The organism is Achromobacter aegrifaciens, assembly GCF_902859965.1.
GTDB lineage: Bacteria > Pseudomonadota > Gammaproteobacteria > Burkholderiales > Burkholderiaceae_B > Achromobacter > Achromobacter aegrifaciens.
Window position 1 is genome coordinate 1,268,438 of record NZ_CADIKO010000001.1, and the last position, 24,072, is coordinate 1,292,509.

A 24,072-nucleotide genomic window follows, 5' to 3' on the forward strand; every position below is an offset into this window, starting at 1 on the left:
AGGGACCAGCCGGTCGCTATCTCAACTCCAGCGTCGCACCTATGACCTTCATCGTCGGCATCAGCTGGCGCCACGCATCCTTGGACATGGACGATGGCCGTCTGAGTTCGGCCGCGGCGGGATCGTCCAGCAGGTCGCCCTTACAGGCGAACACGATGCTGTTGGTCATGTCGTCATCCACCACCTCGAACATGGACGAACCGAACGAGGCCCGCACCCGGTCCATGTAGTCATGATGGTCCGGGTGATTGACGTGGAAATTGATCACCAGGATGCCGTCCTCGCGCAAAGCGCGGAAACAATCGGCGTAGAACTCCGCCGAGCACAGCGGGCCCGGAATCCCGCCGATGCCGAACCCGTCCAGCAGGATCACGTCGGCATGGTCCGACAGGCCGCGCATATGGTCGGCCGCGTCGGCCTGCAGCACGCGGAAGCGGTCGTCGTCGCGCGGCACCATGAAGGCTTCGCGCAGGGCAATGACTGCCGGATCGATTTCCACCACGTCGATAGCGCTGTCCGCCAGATAGCGATGGCAGAACTTGGGCAGCGAGCCGCCGCCCAGCCCCACCATCAGGATGCGGGCGGGAGCCGGATTGAAAAGCACGAAGCCCATCATCATCCGCGTGTACTCCAGTTCGAGCGCATCGGGGTTGAGGGTGGACATGCTGCTCTGGATTTCCTGCTGCGTGAAATGCAGGGTGCGGCGGGTGCCCGAGTTCTGGATAAAGGGCCGGGGAGCGGCCGCTTGCGGCTCTGCAGGCGGGAAATCTGAGGAGGTTTGGGCGTCGTCGGGCATGAAACGGAGTGGCGTGCAGGAAAATGGGAAAAGATACCACTGCGCCGCGCACCCACCCAGCGATGTAGTCTCTTTGGCTGATACCGACGTCCATGATTGCAGCGTAAGCTCGCCGTGCAGGAAGCTGAGCGCCCGGCTTCGGAACGCGGACCCATGGCAATGGCTGGCATACATACCCATTACGACACGCTCCAAGTTTCGGAAAATGCCAGCGATGAAGTCATCCGCGGCGCATACCGCTATCTCTCGCAGAAATGGCATCCGGACAAGAATCCTGACAATCCCGAGGAAGCCAAGCGCGTCATGGCGCGCCTGAACGAGGCCTACGCGGTGCTTTCCGATCCGAAACGCCGCCAAGAGCATGACGCGTGGATCGCCGAGCAACGCGCCGCCGGCGCGCCCGGCGGCAACGGTGGCGGGACGAACGGGAAAGCGCCGCCGGATTCCGGATCCACCGATACGCTGCGCGACTATTACGCCACCGAAATCGCCAAGGGACGCAATTTCTGGATATGGCCGCTGGCCTTCATCGGTTGCGCCATGGCGTTGGGCCTGGCCGCCAACCTCGTTCCATCGCTGGCCAGCCTGCTGATGAAATACCGCTACCTCACCCTGCTGCTGCTGCTGGCCGGGGCATCCGCGGTGACGACCTCGGCCAGGAAAAAACACCGCGATCAACTGCTGCAACAGCACGAGACCCGGATTCTGGAGCAACGGTACACGGAACACATGCGGCAAAAGACCGTACGGCAGGTGGTCATCGGCGTCTCGGCCGTATTGGCAATCGGCGGCCTGCTAGCCTATTACGGCATGGGCTGGAATGAACGGCAAGACCAGCTCCAGGCCGCCAAGCCGGACAGCAAGAAGCCTGCGCCGGCCAAGCCTGCGTCCCTCCAGATCGAGAACGCCTGCGGCCGGGACTTGAGATTCGCAGTGCACTATCTGCCCGACGGAGGCGAATGGCGCACCGAAGGCTGGTGGAACGTGGAAGCCAACAGTTCCACCGGCCTGCGCGGCGACCTGGGATTGATCGAATCCACCAACGCCATCTTCTACTACTACGCCGAATCGCTGGATCGGAAAATAGTCTGGCAAGGCCGCGACGACGACGAGACTGACGCGACCTATGCGTTCAAGGGGCGCAACTATCGCTTCGACCGGGTTCGCCTGGCCCGCGACGCCGATGGCAGCTATCAGCTCAAGCTCACCTGCTAGCGCATCAGCCGCGGACGTTCAGATCAGCAGCACCGGACAAGGCGCGTGGGCAATGACCCGCGAACACACCGACCCCAACAATGCGTCCAGGAACGGCGCCCGATGGTGCGACCCCATCACGATGGCCGTGGCCCCCACCTTGACCGCATGCGCCACGATCTTGTCCGGCGTGTGGCCCGTAAGCTCGTGGCACTCGAAGCCGACCTGGCCCGCGCGCAGGATCTCGACCACGGACTTCATTGCCTTGTCGCTCTCTTCGTGGTGCCAGGCGTCGATGTCGGCCTGGCCGATGAAGGCTTTGACGTCGCCCGTCACGTCGGGCTCGCAATGCAGTACATGCACCGTGAATTCCCGGTTCAGCAAAGGGCCGTCAACCAGATAGCGCGCCGCGGCATCGCTGTGGCTGGACCCATCGGTGGCAAGAATGATCGTGTTCATGACAGATCTCCGGTTCGTGGGACTCATCCCTTATGGCGCGCAGCCCTGGCCGCGGCCCGTCTGGGCAGGATCAGGCTGGCGCCCACGGATGCCAGCAGGATAAGGCCTACCGCCCCTAGCGACCACTGCACCGGCACATGGAACCATGGCGCGGCCAGCATCTTGCCGCCGATGATGATGAGCACCGCGGCAAGTCCATGCTTGAGGTAGCGGAAACGTTCGCGCATGTCGGCCAGCAGGAAGTACAGCGCCCGCAGGCCCATGATGGCGAAGATGTTGGAAGTAAAGACCAGGAACGGGTCGGTGGTGACGGCGAAGATGGCGGGAATGCTGTCGACCGCGAACACCACGTCGCTCGCCTCTATCATCAGCAGCACGACGAACATGGGCGTGGCATGCCGCAGGCCGCCGATGCGCACAAAGAACGACTCGCCGTGATAATCCTTGGTGATGCGCATCGACGAGCGCAACAGGCGCACCAGCGGATTGCGGGCAATGTCAGGCTGATGGTCCGCCCGGGCCAGCATCTTCGCTCCCGTCGCCACCAGCAGCACGCCGAACACATAGAACAGCCAGTCGAATTTCGACAGCAGCCAGACGCCCGCCAGGATCATGCCGACCCGCATCACGATGGCGCCCAGCACGCCGTACAGCAGTACCCGGCGCTGCAATTCCAGCGGCACCACGAAATAGCCGAAGATCAGCGAGAACACGAACATGTTGTCCACGGACAGGGACAGTTCGATCAGGTAGCCGGTATAGAACTCCAGCGTTTTCCGGTGCGCAATGTCGCGCCCCAGGGTGGCATCCAGATACCACCACATCAGGGCGCCGAACAACGCGGCCAGCGCCATCCATACGCCCACCCAGAACAACGCTTCGCGGGGCCGCACGCGGTGCGCATGGCGGCCTCCGAGCACGTAGAGATCCAGCGCCAGCACGACCAGCACAAAGCCTACGAACCCCGCCCACATCGGCAGGGTGGCAAAGGTCTCGACCCGATTCATCAGGACCTCCCGCCGTCGCTGCAAAACCGCTATGCGACAGCCAGCGGTACACAATGCATGTACGAATCCAGTCTAGAACTTCGGGAGGCGTCGAACAATTCGCCTGGATCGAACTGACGCTCAGGTTTTTCGGAACCTTCGCGGCACGCGGGGCGCCGACATCGGCAACTCAGCCCAGGTATTCCACGTTGCCGCAGACGGAAATGCTTTGGCCGCTGATGATGGCGCCTTCGTCTGAACACAGATACGCCACCTGATTGGCCACGTCCCGCGGGCTGGTCATGCGGCGCAACGACACCTTGTCCACAAGCTGCTCGCGCATGGCGTCATTGCTCACGCCGCCGGCCGCGGCGCGGGCCGCGATGACCCGCTCAACCCGGTCGCCCGACACCACGCCCGGCAGCACGGAATTGACGCGGATGTTCGACGGCCCCAGCTCCATGGCCCAGGTCTGCGTCAGGCCAGCCAACCCGAACTTGCTGGCGCTATAAGGCGTGCGCAGCGAAAAGCCCAGGCGGCCCGCGACGGACGAGATGTTGACGATGGACCCGCCGCCTGCCGCCCGCAGCAGCGGCACGGCGCTGCGCGCGCACAGGAAGGTTCCGGTCAGGTTGACATCCAGCGTGCGCTGCCACGCGTCCAGCGCGGTTTCCTCCAGCCGGTTGGTCGGGCCGGCCACGCCAGCATTGTTGACCAAGGCATCGAGCTTGCCCCATTTCCGGGCCAGTTCGCCGAACATGGCTTGGACCTGCGCTTCGCTGGATACGTCCGTCACGCTGACGCCCAGGCTTGGATGCGCTGCGGCAGCGGCCTTGCAAGCCGCTTCGTCCACGTCGCAGACGTGCACCTCGGCGCCCGCCTCCAGAAACTTGCGTGCGATCGCCAAGCCTATGCCTTGCGCGCCTGCAGTGATGAGGACACGCTTTCCTTGCAGTGAATTGCTCATGGCTTTTCCTGGTCAGAGCGCGAACTCGGGCCGGATTCCGCTCTTGAGCGGCAGTCCCAGGATCTCGCGCGCTTCGGCTGGCGTGGCGGGTTCCATGTCCATTTCACGGATGATGCGCACGATGCGCTCGGTCAATTGGACGTTGGTGGCCAGTTCGCCGTGGCGGTAGTACAGGTTGTCTTCCAGGCCGACCCGCGCGTGGCCGCCCAGCAGCAGGGCGGCCATGTTGGCCTCCAGCTGCGCGGGGCCGATGCCGCTGACGCAGAAGATGCTGTTCCTGGGTAGCAGATCCACCATCATCTGCAAATGCCGCACCGAGAACGGCATGGCGTTCTGGAAGTTGCGGTGCACGTTCATGACCAGGTTGATGAAGTGCGGCCCTTCGTCCAGTCCCTCTTCGATCAGCGTTGTGGCGTCCTGCAGGATATGCGTGGGGCTGAAGACTTCCCATTCGGGCTTGATCCCGCGCGCCTGCATGCCGGCGGCCAGTTCGCGGGCCTTGGTGAGCGGCGTGTTCATCAGGTATTCGCGGTCGCCGAACGCAAGGTTCAAGGTCGTGGCGTCCAGCGTGCACATCTCGGCGCCGGCGTCCATGCCCTTGAGCCGCTCTTCCCACAGGATCTCCCACGTGCCCGGAGAGGTTTCCCTGACCATGTCGCCATGCACGCCGCCGCCGGTGGAGTTGTTCAGCACGATGTCGCAGCGGTCGCGGATGAGCCGGTTCATTTCCCGGTACACCGAAGCGTCGCAGGTCGCCTGGTCGTCGGGACGGCGCGCATGCAGCGCCACCACGCTGGCGCCCGCGTTATAGCAGCGGTACACGTCCTCCGCGATTTCCAGCGGCTGCGTGGGCAGGTGCGGATTCTGGCTTTTGAATGCCATGCCCCCGGTCGGGGCGATGGTCACGATGACTTTACGTTTGCTCATGAGGGTCACTTCCAGAGCGCGCAGCGGCTCTCTTCCTTGGTGGTGAATGCCTGGTTGCCGTCGATGGTCTGCACGACGTTGAAGTAGTCCCAGGGCTCCTTGGACTGTTCCGGCGTCTTGACCTGCAGCAGGTACATGTCGTGCACGACGCGACCATCCGGCCGCACCACGCCGTTCTTGATGTAAACGTCGTTCAGCTTGTTTTCGCGCAGATAGGCCAGCACGCGGTCGGCATCATCCGTACCCGTGGCCTTGACCGCGCGCAGGTATTGCAGCGCCGCCGAGTAGTCGGCCGCCTGCAACGAGGAGGGCATGGCCTTGCGCTTTTCAAAGAAGGCGCGCGCCCAGGCGCGGGTCTCGTCCGACGCATTCCAGTACCAGCTATCGGTCAGGTACATGCCTTGCGAGGCGGGCAGCCCCATGGCGTGGATATCGTTGATGAACATGATCAGGCCGGCCAGGCGCATGGTCTTGGTGATGCCGAATTCGTTGGCGGCCTTGATCGAGTTGGTCGCATCCGCGCCGGCGTTCGCCAGGGCCAGGATCTCCGCCTTGCTGCTTTGCGCCTGCAGCAGGAACGAAGAAAAGTCGCTGGCCGACAGCGGATGCTTGACCGATCCCACCACCGTGCCGCCGCCGGCCTGGACCACCTTGATCGTGTCCGCCTGCAATGCGTGGCCAAAGGCGTAATCGGCAGTCAGGAAGTACCAGCTCTTGCCGCCTGCCTTGACCACGGCCGCGCCCGTACCGCGCGCCTGCGCCACGGTGTCGTAGGCGTAGTTCAGCGTGTAGGGCGTGCATTGTTCATTGGTCAGCGCCGGCGCGCCCGCGCCCACCACGATGATGGGCCGCTTCTTGTCAGCGGCGACCTTGGACATGGCCAGCGCCGTACTGGAATTGGTGCCGCCGATCAGCATGTCCAGACCTGCCTGGTCAAACCATTCACGCGCCTTGGCTGAGGCGATGTCCGCCTTGTTCTGATGGTCGGCCGTCAGCAGCTCGATCTTCTTGCCGTTGATCTCGCCGCCCATCTCCTGGATCGCCATCTTGATGGCCTCGGCGCCGCCGGGGCCATCCGGCCCCGAGTACACGCCCGACATGTCGGTGATGAAGCCGATTCGAATAACATCGTCTGAAATCTGCGCCTGGACCGCAGGGGCGTGCAGCAGCGTCACGGCCAGGCCGCAGGCCAGGGCGCTGCGGGACATCATGCCTTGCATGGGCAACATGCTTGTCTCCTCTTGTGGGTTTTGGCGTCTGGCACCTCGGCTATTCTGGTGCCGGCCCCAGACCGCGGACAGTCATCATGGTGACAAAGCGCCCTAGGGTTTACCTGAGCGGCGCCACAACGGCTACGAAGGAGGCACACATGGGCGAACGGCTTGCCGACGCCGGCGACGAACCCTTGAGCGCACGGCGGCGGCGCGCGCAAGGCGCGGTGGACAAGATGCTCGACGTCGTCCCTTGGTACAAGGGCCTGCCGGAACTCGAACGCGACCTGATCCGCGCCGAATTGCGCGTGGTGACCCTGGCCGCTGGCGAGTTCCTGTTCCGCGCGGGCAGCCGTTCGCCAGGATGGTACGGCGTGGTGCAAGGCCTGGTGAAATGGTCCTCGCCCGGCGCGGACGGCAAGTCCCTGTCCCTGGCCGGCTTCAGCACCGGCAGCTGGTTCGGCGAAGCCACCATGATCCGTCGCGAGCGGTTCGAGTACGAGGTGGTTGCGCTGCGGCCCAGCCAGATCGTGATATTGCCGCGCGAGACCTGTGAACGGCTCTGGAACAACAACATCGAATTCACCAAGGCGCTGATGATGCATCTAGCGCAGCGCGTGGACTGGCTGATGAGCAGCTTCACGTCCAACGTGCTGCTCGACGTCGACACGACGGTGGCGCGCGCAGTCGCCGCGCAGTTCAACGCGGAAAGACATTCCGGCACGAATGGACGACTGAAGGTCTCCCAGGAAGAAATCGCCGGCTTGTGCGGCATTTCGCGGCAACGCTGCAATGCAGCGCTTGCGCGACTCGCCCGCGCGGGCGTGCTGGAAACCTACTATGGCGGGCTGGCCATCCTTGATGTGGACGAGTTGCACCGGCTTGCCAATGTCAAGAAGAGCGCCTAGGAAGCTGGCGTCGACGGTACAAGAAAAGATGCCAGTCAGAACAGAAATTCTGTCTTTGCGCCTGTTGGGGACAACTCTATAGTTGCCGCGGAAAAAAACCAACCGCTTATCCGCACTTGAGGAGTTCCCATGAAAGCCCCGTCCGCGCCCTCTGTTTCGCTCCTGGAGCCCTATGCCGGCGCAGAGGACCTGCCCCTGTACACGACCACCGTCTCCGTAACCGGCGGCGCCTCCGGACACGGCAGATCGTCCGGCAGAGCGGTCTCCAACGACGGCGAACTGGAACTCGAACTCAGGCTACCCAAGGAGTTGGGCGGCAATGGCGGCGGCACCAATCCCGAGCAATTATTCGCAGCCGGCTTTGCCGCATGCTTTCATGGCGCCATGAAGCTGGTCGCCACGAAGAACCGCGTCCCGCTGCCGGCGGATTTCGCCATCCACTGCACCACGACTTTCGCGCGCGAAGCCTTCGACGGCCTGTTCTGCATCAAGGCCAGGCTGGAGATTTCCTTGCCCGGGCTGCCCAAGGACGTCGCCCTGGCGCTGGTCCACGAGACGGAATCGATCTGCCCGTACTCGAAGATGGCGGACCAGGGGATCGCGTCGTCGGTGCATCTCAGCTGAAAGCCAGGCACCCTCGCTCGAACGGGACCGGATGCATCAATGGCAGCGGTCCTGTCACCGACCTTCGACTTGCCGCGTCTTCGTCACATACGCGATCGCTGCAAGCGCCGCACACCCGCCCAGCAACACATCCAGCCTTTGCCCTCGTCCGGCAAGGACCAGCCCAACTCCAAGCAGGTTGTAATAGACCAGGCTCAGGATCGCGCCAGCAGTCCCCGCGACATGCACATAGGCGCATAGTGCATGCGCCAAGACGTTGGGAATCGCGATCGCGTAGGCCGCCGCGATCAAGGCCATTCCGATGAGAAACGCGGAACTCCCGATAAGCGCGGCGACCAGCGCCGCACCTAGCGCCATCAGACCGATACCCAGCAGGACGAGGCGTTCGGACGCTACCCCCCGCCGCAGCAACGCCGTGTTGAGGGCTGCGCCGCACAGCGATGCCGCGGCCAGCGCCAGGCCGCTTTCACCGAAACCCAACCAGGCCTCCTGCGAGCGGGCGAAAAGAAAAGGACCCAGCTGGTAATAGCCGAAGATCGCCAGGTTGAAAATGGCGATCAGCGTCGCGCTGCGCCAGATCGCCCGGTCTTGCAGCATGGCGCGCAGCGTCGGCCAGAAGGGCGCCGCCGTGTGCGGCAGAGGCCGAGTTTCCGGCCAGCGCAACGCGCTGGCCCCCAGCAGCGCCACCGCGAGCAGGACAAGCGCGAGGAAAACGCCCTGGACCCCGCCGGCCGCCGCGATCTCTTGACCGGCATACATGCCGACGGCAGGGCTCGCGGCCAACGCCATTCCCAGAATCGAGAAGACGCGGGCCAACGCCGGACCCTGATAGCTATCCCGCAGCGCCGTCTGCGTTACGATTGAGCCCGCGGCCGCGCCGAAGGCGCAGATCAATCTGGCCGCGAGCAACTGCGTGAAATCACCCGCCGCCATGGCCCAGCCCGCACCCAGCGCGTATAGCGCCAGTCCTGCCAGCAGCGCCGGTCGGCGGCCCCGGAAATCGCACAGACGCCCCCAGACCACCACGCCAAAGGCAAAGGCCACGAACCACAGCGACAGCGTCTGCGCCGCGTCCTCGGGCGTGGCTTGATAGGTGGCGGCGATCAGCGGCAAGGCGGGGCTGTACATCGTCTCGACGATCTGCGGAAAACTCAGCAGCAGGATAACGAGCACAAGAGGCGGACGGCGGAACATGGCGGTATCGGTAAACGTAGAGCCCGTTTTTTAGCCGGGCGCTGCCGTCGCCGTTGTAGCCAGGAAGACAAAAAACATCGGAACCCGGACAAATGGCCAGGCTTGCACCCACCGACGCATTCAACCCCGACGCCATGGCCCAGCCGGTGACGGGCATCGCGTCGCGCCTGATACGGCACGATTCCGGCCCGCATAGCCACGGCCGGGGCCAGCTGCTGTTTGCCCATGCGGGCTCCATACGCCTCGCAATGCCGGGGTTGATCGCGGTGTTGCCTCCCATCCGCGTGGCGTGGATACCGCCAGGAACCGAGCACCGCGTCCTGATCCGCGGCGAAGTCGAGTACCGCTCGATCTATCTGGACCTGGCGCGTGTCGCGGCGCCGGCGGCCGCCGCCGCCATACTCTCGATGACGCCGCTATTGCGCGAGGTCTTCGAGCGCATCAGCCTGGAACCCTTCGACACCGACTGGTCCCAGGGCGCGCCGCGCAACCTGCTGGCCGTCTGCATGGACGAATTGCGCGCGGCAAGACGGGAACCCATGCTGCTGCCCGTACCCACGGACCGCCGCCTGGCCGGTCTGGACCTGGAGGAACTGCCGCCCGAACTGGAAGCCCTGTCGCAACGCGTCGGCGCGAGCGCGCGCACCATTACACGCATCTTCCAGCGCGAGACCGGCATGAGCTATCAGGCCTGGCGGCAGCTCTGGCGCCTGCTGCGCGCGGTGGATCTGCTGGTTGCGGGCCAGAGCGTGACCGCAGTGGCGTTCGATCTGGGCTTTTCCAGCGACAGCGCCTTCATCGCGTACTTCCGCCAGATGACGGGGGAAACGCCGGGGCGGTATGTACTCAACGAGCGATGAATTGCAGTAGCCGCTACGCACGCGGCAAAGCTACGCGGCGAGCCTGTCCGCCGCCGCCTGCAAGCCGCCGAGTATGCCGTCTGCCACCGCCTGCGGAAATCCGGGCGGCAATCTGGCGCGGACCATGCGCACCGCCTCGGGCGTGCGCGCGATCAGATCGTCCACGACGAACTGGACTCCCTGGCCGTCCGGCGTCACGACGCCATGTCGCGCGCCCACCGTCAGCCAGTGGCGCCGCTGGATGTCGCGCATGCGCCAATGCGGGTTCTTCGAACGCACCGCCATCGCCATCTTGGCGCGGACGGGCGACAGTTTGCCTGGCCCTTCGCCCAGGATCGGATAAGCGGACAGCACGTCGTATAGCGGGGTAAGTTCATATGCCCCGCCGGGCCGCAAGAACAGGCTGAAGTTCTTCGCGTGGCCGTCCGTTGCGCACAGCATCCAGAACAGGACCTGGGCCTGGAAAAACGTCCGCCGGTCTTGCTCTGCGTGGCGCGAGGTTTCGAGCAGACTCATGATGCGATCGATGCCGGGTCCGCCGTCCGCCTCGTACTTCAGGTGCGGCGGGGTGCCGGTGGCCTGGCACATGTCTTCCTGCGGCAGGCGGATGAGACTACGCTTTCCGTTTTCGGCGTCCTGCCAGCGGCGGTCGAAACGTTCGACGGCGAGCACCTTCACGTCTTCGAAGCTGAGTACTTCCGTGCGCGCCACGGGCATGCCGTAGGCAGCCAGGATCTCCGAGCACAGCCATTCGTTTTCCACCGATTCGCTCAGGTCGAACTTCATATTGCCGACCAGCCCCAACGGCAACTTGAGGATGTGAGTCGTCGGCGTGGCGCCTTGGGGCAAGCACCATTGCCCGTCCATCCGCAGCAAGGCGGTCTTCTCTTGCGCACCTGCGATGGAAATGCGGAAATCATCCTCAGCGATGGCCAGGCCGCCGAGAGGCGCCGGCGCCAGAACGCTGCGCAACAGCTGCGCAACCTGGGCATCGTTCAAGGGCGAGGCTTGCACCGACGTCACGTCGGCAGGCGCTGTTCCCGCAGGCAGGATCTGCAAGGCGCCCGCGCAATCGCGGCCGATCTCGGCAAGCAGGCGAACGCGTCGGTCGAGCCTGCCCGAAACCGGCGCGCAACCCGTTCGCGGATTTCCTTGCTGTCGGGCAGCAGGTTTTCGAAGTATGCGCGGACGACGTCGCCCCGATGCGGGCCATTGCCCGGCGTGAAGGGCAGGGACAGCGACAAGGGCCTGCCCGGCGCGGAGGCGACCCAGTCCTTGTCGTACTGCAGGACCTCGCCGGCGTGGGGTCGATTGCTCCACTCTCCGACATAGGTGCCATTCATCCATAGGCCCAGGACCTGCGTGTGTGAGCGTCGCCCCATGGCTTTACCAGCTGGGTTCGGATGTTGTTTCGGGTCCCGGCTGCGCCCCTTGCTGGCGCAATACCATTTCGACCCCCAGGATGCTCAACAGCTGCAGCAGCCGGTCTGCGCTTACCTTGTCGGCATTGCGCTCCAGGGCGGACAAGGTCTGTTGTGTGACCCCAAGGCGCAAGGCCGTGGCCGCCTGGGTCAAGCCGGCCTCTTTGCGGAACCCCTGGAGCAGGGCCGGCAATTGTGTCGCGGTGCGTACGGTGAAATCCATAATACAAATCCCAAGCTGTATTTCAGATATACAAAGTCTAGGCTGTAAACCTGAAATACACAATGTGATTTGTGGTTCTTTTACAGCCTATGATTTGTATTTCTTAAAAACAAATCATAGGCTGTATTTCACCGATAACGCCAGGCTTCAACTCGCATGGTCCGGCTCCGCTTCTGCGAACCGTGCGACTACCGGCCTGCAGATCCCCCGCAACCCGTCCCGATCCTGGACACCGGCAACGGCGTATCGCCGCCCGTATTCCCCGCGTACTTGCGGATCTTCTCCGCCAGCTCCGTCGTAGGCTTTTCGTAGCCGTAGCAATAGGGCGGCGTCGGCGCAGCCTCGGGCCTGTAGTCCTGCAACACCGGCTTCGCATCGCCCAGGTACAGATTGTCCTTCAGGCGCAGGAAGGCCTTGTAGTCCCGCGTATAGCCGTGTTCGTCCTTCCGCGTTTCATAGGCTCCGCGGTCCGATTCGCCGTTTTCCAGCGCGCTGCGCTTGGCGGCGATGGGAATGTAGTGGCAGTAGTTCACGTTGATGCCTTCCACCGTCGGGAAGAACTCGGGCTCCACGCATTTGCGTTGCGTGGAGTTCTTGAAGATGTTGCCTTCGACCAGCGCCTTGGCCTCCAGGCTGAAACTCATGCCGTAGAAATCCCAGTCTTCCAACAGATTGTTGAAGAGATGGAAGGTGCCGAATTGCCCGCGCGGATTACGCTGCACGGTGTTGAGGAAGTAGTTATGGTGCAGCGTCACGCGCGCGATCGAATCGCGGTCGTAGTTTGCGTAAAGGTTCTTCGAGGTGATGTTGTTGAGCAACATGACCTTGTTGGAATTGTGGAACTTGGTCCATGAGATCGTCACATCAGTCGAACCGTTCTTCACGTTCAGCAGCCGGTCCGACATCCGCGACAGATCCATGTGGTCCACCCATACGTCGCGGCTGTTGTTGGCCACGTTCACGGCTTGCGTCAGCCGCGACAAGCGTCCGTCTATGGTCAGGTGCGTGAGGATGACGTTCTTGCTGCCATATACGCCCAATCCGTCGTCGATCAGGGTCACGCGCTTGCCGCGCCCGTCGATGGTCGTGTTGGACGGCACGCGCAGCTGCTTATCCAGGACGATGGTCATGTCGGAGGCGAAGCGTATCCAGGTGGGTCCCTTCTTTGCCTGCGCGAGCGCGGCGCGCAGCGTTCCGGGACCCGAGTCCTGATCGGACGTAACGTCGATGAACTTTCCGCCCAGGCCGCCCGTGGCCTGGGCGCCGTAGCCCTCGCGCTGCTGCAGCAGCGCGGCGACGGACGGACAATGCTCGTCCGGACTTTTGCATGCGTCGGCGGCGGCCGCAGCCCCGCCGTACGACATGGCCAGGACAAGCAGCCAGCGCGCGGTCTTGATTGCAGCCTTCATCGGCATTCGCTCCTATTGCTGCGCGGACTTGTCCGCGGCCGTGACGTGGCGCCAGATGCCGCCGCTCAGGCGCAGGTTTTCCGGAGGACCGGCAAGATGCTCCCTGAGCCGTTCGAAATAGGCCTGCTGCCAACGCAGGGAATACGCCTCGGCGTCCTCGCCAGGCTTGGGCGCGGGCAACATCTCCAGCGTATAGGCGACGCGACCGTTCTCCCAGCGCGGTGCGTAGAACACCGAGGGCACGCCCATGCGATGCGCGAGGTGGGCCGCGAAGCCGGAGTACGTCACGTCCTGTCCTTCGAAGGTGGTCCGTGGCGCCGCCGGATTGGCCGCCCCGTCTATCGCCAGGCATAGCACATAGCCCGAAGTCAACGCGCGCATGCAGGCCTTGGCGACCTGCGCCTCGGTCTGGTCGGCAGTGGAGATCAGGGCTGCGGAGTAGCTGCTCTGCGCGATGCTGGGCGCGGTCGCCAGCCAACGCGACGGAATGCCCACCAGTTCCAGCGCCATCAACCCGGCGTACATGGGACCGACGTGCGCGGTGGCGACCACCACGCCCTTGCCCCCCGCCAGCAGCGGCGCAAAGAAGCGCTCGCCGGTATCCAGCTCTCCCAACACCTGCATGGCTTCTTCGACGCTCTCCTCGCGGCATTCGAGCCAGTCGAACAGCAGATGGTCCACCAGGTGGCCCCAGCGCGCTCGGCGCTCCCATTGCGCGCGGTCGATACTGGTGTCGCCGCGCATCGACCAGGCCCAGTCCAGGCGCGCCTGCGGGATCGGGGCGGTGTGCAGCCGTTCCTCCAGCTGCGCCATGGCCTCGTCGAAGGTCGCCGGCAGCCGCTGGCCGCGTTGCGCCACGTACTGTCCAAAGAGCGCCTCGGCCTCCTGCTTGCGCCCCGCCTGCGACAGCGCGCTGATGGCCGCACGCTGCCAAAGCTGCTTTTCGGGCGACTTCTCCAGCAGATGCATCATCTGGTCGGCCGCCGCGTCGTACTGCAGCGTGTAGCGCAGCGCGCGTGCGTAGAAAGCCCGCGTCTGTTCCAGGTCTGGCGCCAGGTCGATGGCCTGCTTCAACGGCGTCAGGGCTTCCTTGTAGCGTCCGGCGCGCAGCAGGGTCTCGCCATGCAACGTCAGCAGCCTGACATCCGCGGGCGCCGCGCTCAGGCCGGCCTCGAAGTGCGCCAGCGCATGCACCTTGCGGTCATTCTCGTTGCCGCGCCGCAGATGCGCCAGGCCCAGGGACGAGCGCAGGACCGCGCAGTCGTGGCCCGCGTCCAGGGCTGCGCCGCCAAAGCGGATCGCCGCCTCCACCCTGCCGTCATCCAGCAAGGCGCGCACCGCCATCGTCGCCACGCGCTCGTTGGGCAGTTCTCGCGGGTCCAAGGCGGCAGCCATGCCGGCCGCCTCGACCGTATCGCCGTTGCGCACGAAAGCCATCAGCCAAGGGTAGGCTTCGCCGGGTTCGTTTTCCGCCAGGTTCCGGGTCGCGCGTGCGACCTCGGCAGCCTCGGCCACACGGCCGGCCTGCACCCGCAACTGGATGCGCGCCGCATGCAGCGCCGCCGCGCCGGGTTCGATGCCGGCGGCGGCGTCCGCCTCGGCGATGGCGCGGTCCCATTGCTCGGTGCGTCCGAACAGGCTGGCGAGCAGGCGGCGCTCGTCGGCGCGCGCGGGATAGACCGCGACCATGATCTCCAGCGCGGCGATCGCGGCGCCTAGCTTGCCTTCCCGCACCAGGGGCGAAACCAGCAAGCGGCGGGCGTCGCGCCAACCGTCCGCGGCCTCGCGCAGCGCCGGCTCCAGCATGGGCATATCGTTCAGCGGCTCGGCCGCGGAATGAATCTGCTTGATCACGTCACGCAAGCGTGCCGTGGCATCAGTGCCGGCGGGACGATCCGCAATTGCCGTATCAACCATGACGCAATCCCCTCAACAACGCCAACGCCACCCGAGCGATGAACATCAGCACAAAGCCCAGCGCCAGCGCCTGCAGCAGCAGGATTCCGGTACGCGGACTGCTCGGGCGGTCCGTGGGTACTGGCTGCGCGATGATGGACAGGTAGCGTTGCAGCCGCAGCGTGTCCGTCATGGCCTGCTGGTAGGTCTGCTGCGCCAGGGTCAGGTTCGAATCCGCGAACGCCTGGGCGTTGCGCAGCGCTTCATAGGACTTGAGCTGCTTCGCTTCCGTGTTGCCCGCGCCGCTCAGGCGCTGGCGCACGGCCGCGATCCGCTTCTTCAGAGAAGCCACCTGCATCTCGGCGGGCCGCAGCATGAAATGGTCCTTGTTGCCCAACGCGCGGATCTTGTCGAGATTGATCTGCGCGGTGTTGAGCTCCCCTTCGAGCTGGCTGGACAGGTTCAGCAGCATCGTCACCGTGGCGGTGGGATCGATATTGCCGTGCGTGGTCCGCCACGCTGTCAGCGTTTCCCGGGCGGCCAGCGCCTTCTGCTCCGCGAGCTTGACCGCCTCCTCGCTCACTTTCAGCTTGTCGGCGACGCCTTTCTCGTTCATCGAGCTGACGAAGCTCTCGGCCAGCTCGATCAACGCCCGGGACAGCAGCGCGGCATCCTCCGAGGAAAACGCGCTCACGCGCAGCACGTCGATCTGTTCCAGCGCGTTGAAGGAGACCTTTACCGAGGCCTGGTAGGCGCGATAGAGATCGTCCTCGCTTGAGTCCTCTGCAAGATGATTCACAGGGTCCATGCCCGCGCGGATCAGGTACTGGCGCAGGCCGACCTTCTTGTCGAGCTGCTGCATGGCATCGCGCGACTTGAGGAAATCGGCGACCGCCCAGCCATCCACGAAGCCGCCGAGCATGCCGCCCGCGTTGCCCGTGGTCAGCAGGCTGGCCGCAGCCCCCCCGCCGCCTTGCTGCCCGGAGGCCGACTGCACGAAAAAGCGCGATTCCGCCTCGTAGCGGGGCGTGGCGAAGAGCAGCAGATACGCCAGGGCGCACGCGACCGGCGCCAGCACGATGAGCGTGTTGATCCAGCGGTGACGGCGCCGCTCTCGCAGCGCCGATTGCCGCTCGCGGCGGCGGCGTTCGATTTCGGACCTGCCCTCAGAGGCCGATTCCGCCCTCATCGAAGCCGCCTCCGAGGACGTCGTCGCCTGTGCCGGATTCGCTCCTTGATCGTCGCGGGGGGAACCTGCGGATGCACTGGTCGAGGTCGTCTTCGATGCTGAGTGCGCTTCGTTCATAAATCAAACCCTTGAAGCAATAGTCCGCCAACTGATTCTGGCGGTAACTGGAAAGAATGAGTGTCCGGCCGACCAGGCGCTCTTCGAACAGAGCCAGCCACAGGCGGGTGAAACGGCAAGGCTCGAAAGGGATGGCCCCTTCGATCACGTAGACATCGAACGCCGGCGCCAGCGCCAGCGCGAAGGAAAACTCCTGCCGCGCGTAGAGCGGCCAATGCTCCATGGGCTTGGCCAGGGTCCTGGGATCGCTGACCAGGTCCGCGACCAGTTCATGCGTGGCATCCGCGTCGATCTCGTACATCTCGCTGACGAAGTCGATCATGCTCAGGCCGTTGGCCTTGCCGCGGATGAATCCCTGGCGGCCTATCGCCCAGGACACGTTGCCATCGTGCTTGACGAAGCCCTGGCGCGGCGGCCGCAGGCCGCACAGCACATCGACGATCTGGCGATGCAATTCCGGCGCGGGCGACAGCAGCGCATAGCGCCCGACCGGAATATCGAGATCAACATTGGAAAGCAGCGCTTGCCTGCTTCCGAATGCATAGGGCTCGTCAGTGACGCCATTGAAATGGATCATCCACTTCCCTCACATCGGCTGGACGTTGGGACGGGCCAGCCGCTCGGCCGCCAACGCAAGCACCATCAAGAAAACCAACGAGGTCAGGAAGTATCCCAAGCTCGCATCGTGCGAGGCGTAAGCCTCGAAATACGCGGAGCGCAGCAGCTGCATGCCGTGCGCCAAAGGCAGCCACAGCATCCAGGGCCGCAGGTTCTCTGGCAACTGTTCCGAAACAAAGAACACGGCCGCGAAGATCTGCAGAAACCGTTCGATGATCGGCGCGAGCCTGAGAAAGAAATGCCAGTAGGTCGCGATCGATCCGAACAACACGCCCAGCGCAGCCCCGAAGCATCCCATCAATACGACGAAAAGCAGAAAACCGGACCAGCTTTTCGGCAGCGTCACGAGTTCCAGCGCATGGCCCGCGCTGATCAGCACCAGGAACACCACCAGATATACCGACACATAGATGAACGCCTGCACCAGCGCGCACATCAGGGGCGTAACGCCCTGGAAGTTCAGCAAACCGCGGGCAGATACGTAGGCCGTACTGCTCCGGAAGGCGATCTGCCGGAACATGATCCAGGTCGTCGCGCCCAGCAGCGAGAACGTCTGCACGTCCATGCCCATGATGTAGTGCGTGCCCATCAGGATGTACAGCGACGAAATCAGCGTCAACAGCACGACCGGGCCCACCAGCGCCCATACCAGGGCGATCCGGCTCTCGCCATGCATCACGCGCAGCTGGTAGATGAACATCGCCAGCAGCGTGCGGCCGACCGGCCGGACCTTCACGGAATGGCTCGGATCATGTCCTTCATGCAGGTCCTGCAAGCGGGCCCGCAGTATCGCGAGATCGCCGGCCTCGTCCTGCGGCACTTCGACTTCCAGCGCAATGTCGTTGCGCGAGGCGTGGCGGCGCGCTTCGCGCGCCTCGTCCTGCTTGCGGCGATCCACGCGGCGCGCATGCGCCGCGGCCAGCCGCTCGTCTTCCGCCACCAGCTTGGCTGGCATGTAGCCGGGCGCGAACACTTCGACGCCGTCGCGGATATCCATTTCCAGCAGGCGCACGATGACGCGCAGGCGCCGGCGCGAAAAATCCGCCAGCGTCTCATCGACGTTGCTGCGCGCGATCTCCGCGTCCAGCTCCGCCTGCACCGCCTCGTACACCGCCCGCCGGGCAGCCACGGAGTCGTGCGGCTCGCCCTGCAGGCGCGCGACCAGGGGCTTGAGCAGGACGGCCGGCGTGGCCTTTGCTTCAAACAATGCCGCCGGATCCAGGCGCCATGCCGCGACGCCGGATCCCACTGCGTAGCTACTGTCCTTACGGCGCGAACGCCAGCCCTTGATCCTGTCCTCGTTACTCATCGACACGCTATTGGCTTATGCCGGACGAGCCGCCCGAGTCGCTGTCAATGGCGCGCGTGGCGCTGAAGCCGGCGCTCATCGTGACGCGGAACGCGGACAACACCTTCTGCACCTGCGTGAACGGCGCATCCGAGATATAGATGGCCTGGCCTTCCTGCACGGTGAATTCGCGCGCCAGCGCCACTTGCTCCGGACGCGTTAGATCGAACTGATAGACCACAGGCAGCAGATCCGGCTTGCCCTCGGCGCCGGCCTTCGCAGGCGTGAACAGGAACACGGAACGCGGGTCCGCCAGCTTGTCGTCCAGGCCGCGGGAATCCGCCAGCGCATCCAGCACGCTGTAGTTGCGCTTGCTGATGGCCACGCGCCCCTGGGTGCCGGCCGCGCCCAGCACGGTCAGGTACTCCTTCGAGTCATAGGCGGTGATGACATCGCCCGCGCGCAGCAGGATGTCGTTGTTCTGGTTGCGGTAGATATCCGACAGCCGCACCGACGCCACCTGGTTGTCGCGGCGCAGGCTGATGACGAGCTGTTCAGGGTTCGTCTGCACCGGCGCGGCCTGGGCCAGCGCGCTGCTCAGGCGCTGCGAGGTCTGGGTGATGGGATACATGCCGGGCTTGGTCAGGTTGCCCTGCACCGTCACCATCTGGCCGCGCGCGTCCGCGGCGCGCGTCACGCTGACGTCGGCGCCGACAACCAGCCTGGCCAGACGAGCGACGACGGCATCATGCAGCTGCGCCAGGGTCATGTTGGCGGCGTGGAACTTGCCGAGGATGGGAAACGTCACGTTCCCTGCCGGGTCGATCTCCTGGTTGCCCAGGTCGCTCACGCCGGAGGGGTCCGCCGCGAACACGCCCAGCCCGCCGCGCTCCCAAACCTTCACATTGATGCCGTCGCCGGGAACCAGGCGGTCGAATCCGGCCTGCGTGAGATCGCGGTAGCGCACGGGAAAATCGGCCACATCGGGCACCCGGCTGGCCTGCACCAGTTCGCGAGAGACGGGCATCACGATGACGTCCTTGTCATCGTGCGCGCCCGTCATTTCGCTCAGCATCGGGCCGGAACGGGGCAGCTGACACCCCGCGAGAGTCAGCGTGGCAAGAACCACCATGGCCAGGGCTGCCTTGCGTCGCAGCCCTGAACCCGGGACGTACATATGCATAAGATCCTTTCGTTTCCGCAGCTTGATCGGTTGGACGCCAATCAGGCTTGCATCAGGCGCATGGGTTCGATATCCATGCGTTCGTCGTTCTCGGACACCACGGGCATGCACAGGCCCATGAACTTGGTCAGCATGGCGTCAAGCGAGAACAGCTTCTGCGCGCGGTGACGGCTGTGCTGCCTGAGCTGCTCGTTGCTGCGCACCTGGTCGACCATGGATGCGACTTTCTCGCAGGCCTCGTGCAGATCCGGGTGATCCACGCAACTGAGCAGATGGCCGGTTTCGTTCTCCACAAAGCACTCGCCAGCGCCGCCAGCCGGAGTCGAGATCACCGGCACTCCCACCAACTGGGCTTCGATCAGCACGTTGGGCAAGCCTTCGTAGCGCGACAGCAGGACGCTGGCATCCATTTGCGAATACCAATAGCCCACGTGGTTGGAAAGACCGACCAGCAAGAGCCTGTCCGTCACGCTCAGCTCTTCGGCCAGGGCCTCGATGTTCTCGCGCAGCCGTCCGTCTCCAACGATGACGAAGCGCGCCTGCGGCCTGTCCTTCAGGTACATCGCCGCCAGCTTGATCCACAGCTGCGGCCGCTTGTCCGGCTCCAGGCGGAACACGCCGCCTATCGTCTCGGTGGCGTCGTTCGTGCTTTCCTGAAAGGCCTTCCACTTTTCCTCATCCACGGCCGAAGCGTCCGTCGACAGATCGGGCACGCCGTTGTAAAGGATGTGAAAGCGCGTGATCGGGATGCCCAGCCATTCCGAGTAGGCTTCCGCGGCCTTGCAGCTGTTGCTGACGAAAACCACCCCCGGCACCTGGGCCAGGGCCTGGTACAGCTCGGGATATTCTTCGCGGAAGCGGTCCTTGCGGATGTTCGGCGGCAGTCCGCGGAAGACCAGGTGTATGGTCGGGGCGCCAGCCAAAAGCGCCGCCAGCGCGCCGAACAGGCAGGTTCCGTCCTGCCACAGGCTCACCACGTCGAACGGGTTCTCGCGCAGCACAGGCGTAAGCCGGGTCACGCCGTAGTGCACCGGAGGCGGCAACTGCTCCAGCAGACGGCTCAGGCTGCCCTCGGGCATGGATTGATGGGACACCGACACGGCCGGCAGCTTGTTGATCTCCGTGACCGGAATCTGCGCCTTCACCAGCACCGGCAGGAAGAAATCCAGCCCTTGCTTCTTGGTGGAACCCGCCGGCTCGGTGTGCTGCTTGACCATAACTTCGACTTTCTTCGGCATCATGATCACGTCTGCCGGCCGGCGCTCGGGCGACTCCGCCAGGCGGGTCAGTTCGCCCGCAAGCCGCGTCAGCTGGCGCTCGGCGCCGCCGGGGCCAAGACTGCCCGTGACCAGCGCCACCGACACCGGCTTCTCCGCCGACTGCTCGACGATCTTGCGGTCGCGGAAGTGCAGGATCGCATGCTTCATGGACACGATCCTGACATCCTTGCCCACCAGCCCCTCTTCCGACTCGAAGCGTTGGTAGAAGGCGTAGTCGCTGGCCAGGTCGTTGGCCAGCTCCGCCGCCTTGCTGCCGGGCGTCAGGTGCTTCATGACGGGCGCGATCGCGTCGAACGCGTCGGCCAGCAGTCCGCGCTTGCGCAGGCGCTTGGCGAACTCGACGCGCATGTTGCGGTCGGTGTTCTCGGAAATCAGCCGGCGAAAGAGTTCGTCGGACTGCTCGTGCGCACGGATGTCGCTAAGCAGCTTGGCCCGCGCGAACAAGCGGTTTGGATTCTGCGTCGAAGGCGGAAGGTGATGGTCGACCAGGGCCAGGGCCTCATCGATCTTGCGTTCCTTCACCAAGCGCGTCGCGCAGTAGCGGACGATCAGGAAATCGTCCGGGCACTCCTGCAACAGCGTGGCCCACTGCTCGGCCATGCCTTCGTTCAGGCCCGCCGCTTCCTTCAGCCTGAGCAGCAGGAAGCGGACCTTGGAGTCTGCCATGTGCTCGCGCGCCAGTTCCTGGGCGCGGGGCAGGTTTTCCTGGGCGACTTGAACCCGCACCGACGCCGTGACGATCTCTTCCAACCGGGCTTGCACCGCTTGCAGATCGGATGCAGCCTCCGCTCGCTCGGTAGTCAATGGGGGATTCATGCTGCCTTCCTCCGGTTGATCTTCTCGATCCACACGAGGCAGCGTTCGATGTAGTGATCGAACTGCGCCGGATTCTCGGAACGTTCCTGCAGCTTGCGCCAGTACGGCAATGCCTGTTCGAATCGATGCAGGCGCATGGCGCCCACGGCAGCCAGGCGCAGGCCGATGGGGTCTTCCGGAACCAGCTTCAGGATGCGCTCGCCCAGGGCCAGGCGTTCCGTGGTGCTGGCCGAATCCAGCGCACGCGCTTCGGCGTACAGCACGGCGATGATGCGCCGCTTTTCATGGTCGACTTCCGACATGCCGGGCCACGACTGCGCAACACGCTCCAGCAGGTTCCAGGCCGCCTGATGATCGCCGGAGGAAAGGATCTCGCGCGCGCCGCGGATGGCGCGGGGCCCAAGCCTGCCCAGCTGGCGCTGCGCTTCGTCCTTGGCGCCCTGGTCCGCGCCGGCATGGTCGAGCACGGTCTTGTAGGCATCGATGGCCTCGCCGTACCAGCCGCCGTGGAACGCCACCCGCGCAAAATGCAGCTGCGTGCTGAACGAAGCGGAGTCGCCGGCGGCCGCCTGCTCGAGGTGCCGCATGGCGGTCTTCTTGTCGCCCAGCGCGTCGGCCGCGCGGCCGCGCATGGCATGCAGCTCCGGGAAATCGATCTGGCTGTCCAGCGCGATGTCGGTAAGGTCGATGACTTCCTTGTGATTGCCCGCCACCAGCGCGGCCCGCACGCCCAGGCGCATCGCACGCTCGAAGGCGCGCTGGGCGCGCACGCCGGCCAGCGCATCCGGAGTCAGCAGGCGGTGCGCGCAGATGCGCTCCGCGGCATCGCGCAGGCGTCCTTCCTCCAGCGCGCGGTTGCCTTCCTCGGCCCAGGCCTGCGACTGCGAATTCAGCCAGGCGACGATATCCTCATGCTCGCTGCTTGCCAGCTTGCACGAGACCGCCAGCGTGGCCGCGGCCATGATGCTGCCGCGCCACGAGGCTTCCTTGACCAGCTCCAACGCGTCGACATCATTGAGCACGGGCGACTCGGACGCCAGGTTGCGCAGTCCGGCGCGATCGCCGGCCAGCAGCCGGTCGCGCCACAGCATGGCGAAACCGCGGCCATACGCGGGCATGGCCGCACGGACCTCGTGGACCCAGCGTATGGCGGATTCCATGTCGCCGCTGGCCTGCAGCAGCGCGAGCACGGTGTCGGCGGCTTCCACCGCGACCGCGTCTTCCGGAGAAGAGATGCGGAACAACTGCTTCCAGTTGCCCAGGGTCTCGTCCACATATCCCAATTGGCCCGCGGAAATCGCCGCGATGCGCACGATTTCGGGGGTTTCGATCTCATCGCCCAGCAAGCCTGCGGCTAGCGAGTACGCAACGTCATGGCGTCCCAGCTTGAACTGGTTGCGCATCAGGATCTGCTCAGCCTTGCTGCCGGACGCCACCGCGCCGTCGGCGCTGCCCAGAAGCGCCAGCGAACCTTCGTAGTCGCCCAGCTCTTCCTGGATGCGCGCAAACAACAGCGTGTGGTCGGGCAAGCCGGGATGGCGGCGCAGCACCTCGCGCACGCGGCGCGAGGCTTCGCGCAGTTCGCCCGAATCCCAGAGCTTCTCGATGCGGTCGGCGCTTTCATCGGCGGAGAGCTTGGGCGCGGAGGGCTGCGTCGTCGACGCATCCAGGCGCGGACGCATGAAGGTCTTGAACCACTCTGCGCACAGGCGTTCGGCGAAAGCCGGCGTGTAGTGGGTCAGGTCCAGTCCGCCATTTTCCATGGCCTCGGCCTGGCCGATCTTGTTCATCAGCGGCGTCGGGTCGTAGCAAGGCACGCCGATGCGCTGCGCGCTGGCGAGCACCGCGGCGATCAGTTGCTGGCGTTGCTCGATGGGCGCGTTGTCCGGCGTCATGGCATTGACGTGCGTGACGAACACCACTTTGTCGCGGCCCAGCAGGTCGACCAGCTGGTTCATTTCCTGCTCGATCTCCTCATCCGTCTGGTCACGCTTGACGATGCGGGCGAGCAGGTTACGGTCGTCCGGCGTGAGCGCCTTGAAGACCGGGTCCTGGTCCAGCAGCGCGCGGCGCTCGGCCAGGCGGTCGGCGTGGGCCATGGACCAGAACATCCGGGTGCGCGTGCGGTCGGCGAAGAACTCGCTGAAGTAGCGCACCAGGTAGTTGGACTGTATCGGGTAGCCGTCTATGGTCAGCAGCTTGCGCGAAGACAGTTCGACCACATAGAGGTCAGCCGGCTTGTGGGCGCCTTTGCGCGCCTGCTCGCCATTCGAAGGCCGGAAGATCACGCGCTGGACGTCGGCAGGGATGTCGCCCTGGCCGAACATGAATCGCGCCTGCTGCAGCGCCTCGGCGCTGGTGTGCACGAAACCGTAGTTGCGCCCGAGTTGCAGCTTGATCGGGTAGCGGCCCACGGCATCGCGCAGCGGCGTATGGATGCGGCAGGTTCCAATCGGAGCGGTGGTAAAAGCAGCCATTCGGAGGCTCTCCTCTAGTGATCGATAGT

Annotated in this window: 20 protein-coding genes and 1 pseudogene; 4 read left to right on the forward strand and 17 right to left on the reverse strand. The window is 64.7% G+C overall.

Features of this window, described 5'->3' with window-relative positions; genetic code table 11:
* Nucleotides 1-16: 16 nt before the first annotated feature.
* Nucleotides 17-796 carry a fused MFS/spermidine synthase gene (locus HV793_RS05915; protein WP_119449885.1) on the reverse strand — a complete coding sequence of 260 codons (780 nt, stop codon included), beginning with the start codon at nt 794-796 and terminating at the stop codon, nt 17-19.
* A gap of 159 nt (nt 797-955) precedes the next feature.
* Between HV793_RS05915 and HV793_RS31035 the strand changes: the two genes are divergently transcribed.
* Nucleotides 956-2,011: a DnaJ domain-containing protein gene (locus HV793_RS31035; RefSeq protein ID WP_192330585.1), complete on the forward strand. Its 1,056-nt coding sequence runs from the start codon at nt 956-958 to the stop codon at nt 2,009-2,011.
* 18 nt (nt 2,012-2,029) lie between these two features.
* Here the strand turns inward: HV793_RS31035 and HV793_RS05930 are convergent, their stop codons facing one another.
* The 5 genes from HV793_RS05930 to HV793_RS05950 form a co-directional block, all read right to left on the reverse strand.
* The gene (locus tag HV793_RS05930; RefSeq protein ID WP_175212822.1) at nt 2,030-2,449 is read right to left on the reverse strand and encodes a universal stress protein; all 420 of its coding nucleotides are present in this window, start codon (nt 2,447-2,449) and stop codon (nt 2,030-2,032) included.
* 23 nt (nt 2,450-2,472) lie between these two features.
* Nucleotides 2,473-3,456, reverse strand: a complete 984-nt coding sequence (locus HV793_RS05935; RefSeq protein WP_054455394.1) for a TerC family protein — start codon at nt 3,454-3,456, stop codon at nt 2,473-2,475.
* 169 nt (nt 3,457-3,625) lie between these two features.
* On the reverse strand, nt 3,626-4,402 hold the full coding sequence (locus tag HV793_RS05940) for an SDR family oxidoreductase (protein WP_175212823.1): 777 nt from the start codon (nt 4,400-4,402) through the stop codon (nt 3,626-3,628).
* A 12-nt stretch (nt 4,403-4,414) separates the two neighbouring features.
* Nucleotides 4,415-5,329 (reverse strand): beta-keto acid cleavage family enzyme, encoded by a 915-nt coding sequence (locus HV793_RS05945; protein ID WP_175212824.1) that lies wholly within the window; start codon nt 5,327-5,329, stop codon nt 4,415-4,417.
* A gap of 5 nt (nt 5,330-5,334) precedes the next feature.
* Entirely contained in the window at nt 5,335-6,558 is a 1,224-nt protein-coding gene (locus HV793_RS05950) for an ABC transporter substrate-binding protein (protein ID WP_425321798.1), read from the reverse strand.
* Nucleotides 6,559-6,698: 140 nt separating this feature from the next.
* On the opposite strand from HV793_RS05950, the gene HV793_RS05955 reads away from it, so the two are divergent.
* On the forward strand, nt 6,699-7,448 hold the full coding sequence (locus HV793_RS05955; protein ID WP_225588860.1) for a Crp/Fnr family transcriptional regulator: 750 nt from the start codon (nt 6,699-6,701) through the stop codon (nt 7,446-7,448).
* A 129-nt stretch (nt 7,449-7,577) separates the two neighbouring features.
* Nucleotides 7,578-8,072, forward strand: coding sequence for an Ohr family peroxiredoxin (locus HV793_RS05960; protein WP_054455400.1), 495 nt, complete (start codon nt 7,578-7,580; stop codon nt 8,070-8,072).
* 54 nt (nt 8,073-8,126) lie between these two features.
* Here HV793_RS05960 and HV793_RS05965 read toward each other — a convergent pair whose 3' ends face one another.
* On the reverse strand, nt 8,127-9,266 hold the full coding sequence (locus HV793_RS05965; protein WP_175212825.1) for an MFS transporter: 1,140 nt from the start codon (nt 9,264-9,266) through the stop codon (nt 8,127-8,129).
* Between the two features lie 92 nt (nt 9,267-9,358).
* Between HV793_RS05965 and HV793_RS05970 the strand changes: the two genes are divergently transcribed.
* Nucleotides 9,359-10,126 (forward strand): AraC family transcriptional regulator, encoded by a 768-nt coding sequence (locus tag HV793_RS05970; protein WP_119449881.1) that lies wholly within the window; start codon nt 9,359-9,361, stop codon nt 10,124-10,126.
* A gap of 30 nt (nt 10,127-10,156) precedes the next feature.
* On the opposite strand, the pseudogene HV793_RS05975 reads toward HV793_RS05970, so the two are convergent.
* From HV793_RS05975 to HV793_RS06020, 10 genes and pseudogenes are all read right to left on the reverse strand, one after another.
* Nucleotides 10,157-11,508: pseudogene (locus tag HV793_RS05975) on the reverse strand (type II toxin-antitoxin system HipA family toxin).
* Between the two features lie 4 nt (nt 11,509-11,512).
* Complete coding sequence (locus tag HV793_RS05980; RefSeq protein WP_054455917.1) at nt 11,513-11,773, reverse strand: helix-turn-helix domain-containing protein; 261 nt, start codon at nt 11,771-11,773, stop codon at nt 11,513-11,515.
* 185 nt (nt 11,774-11,958) lie between these two features.
* Entirely contained in the window at nt 11,959-13,179 is a 1,221-nt protein-coding gene (locus HV793_RS05985) for a pectate lyase family protein (protein WP_054455409.1), read from the reverse strand.
* A gap of 12 nt (nt 13,180-13,191) precedes the next feature.
* Nucleotides 13,192-15,096 (reverse strand): Vi polysaccharide transport protein VexE, encoded by a 1,905-nt coding sequence (locus tag HV793_RS05990; RefSeq protein ID WP_175161984.1) that lies wholly within the window; start codon nt 15,094-15,096, stop codon nt 13,192-13,194.
* Nucleotides 15,089-16,264: a KpsE/RkpR family capsule polysaccharide export protein gene (locus HV793_RS05995; RefSeq protein ID WP_119449878.1), complete on the reverse strand. Its 1,176-nt coding sequence runs from the start codon at nt 16,262-16,264 to the stop codon at nt 15,089-15,091. Before HV793_RS05995 ends, HV793_RS05990 begins: the two co-directional genes overlap by 8 nt.
* Nucleotides 16,242-16,958, reverse strand: coding sequence for a P-loop NTPase family protein (locus tag HV793_RS06000; RefSeq protein WP_054455412.1), 717 nt, complete (start codon nt 16,956-16,958; stop codon nt 16,242-16,244). Before HV793_RS06000 ends, HV793_RS05995 begins: the two co-directional genes overlap by 23 nt.
* Nucleotides 16,959-16,967: 9 nt before the next feature.
* Nucleotides 16,968-18,308, reverse strand: a complete 1,341-nt coding sequence (locus HV793_RS06005) for an ABC transporter permease (RefSeq protein ID WP_054455414.1) — start codon at nt 18,306-18,308, stop codon at nt 16,968-16,970.
* A gap of 7 nt (nt 18,309-18,315) precedes the next feature.
* Nucleotides 18,316-19,470, reverse strand: a complete 1,155-nt coding sequence (locus HV793_RS06010; RefSeq protein ID WP_175212826.1) for a polysaccharide biosynthesis/export family protein — start codon at nt 19,468-19,470, stop codon at nt 18,316-18,318.
* 41 nt (nt 19,471-19,511) lie between these two features.
* A complete protein-coding gene (locus HV793_RS06015) occupies nt 19,512-21,566 on the reverse strand; it encodes a glycosyltransferase (RefSeq protein ID WP_054455418.1) in 2,055 nt (684 codons plus the stop codon).
* The gene (locus HV793_RS06020; RefSeq protein WP_054455420.1) at nt 21,563-24,043 is read right to left on the reverse strand and encodes a hypothetical protein; all 2,481 of its coding nucleotides are present in this window, start codon (nt 24,041-24,043) and stop codon (nt 21,563-21,565) included. The genes HV793_RS06015 and HV793_RS06020 overlap by 4 nt, the downstream gene beginning before the upstream one ends.
* Nucleotides 24,044-24,072 lie beyond the last annotated feature (29 nt).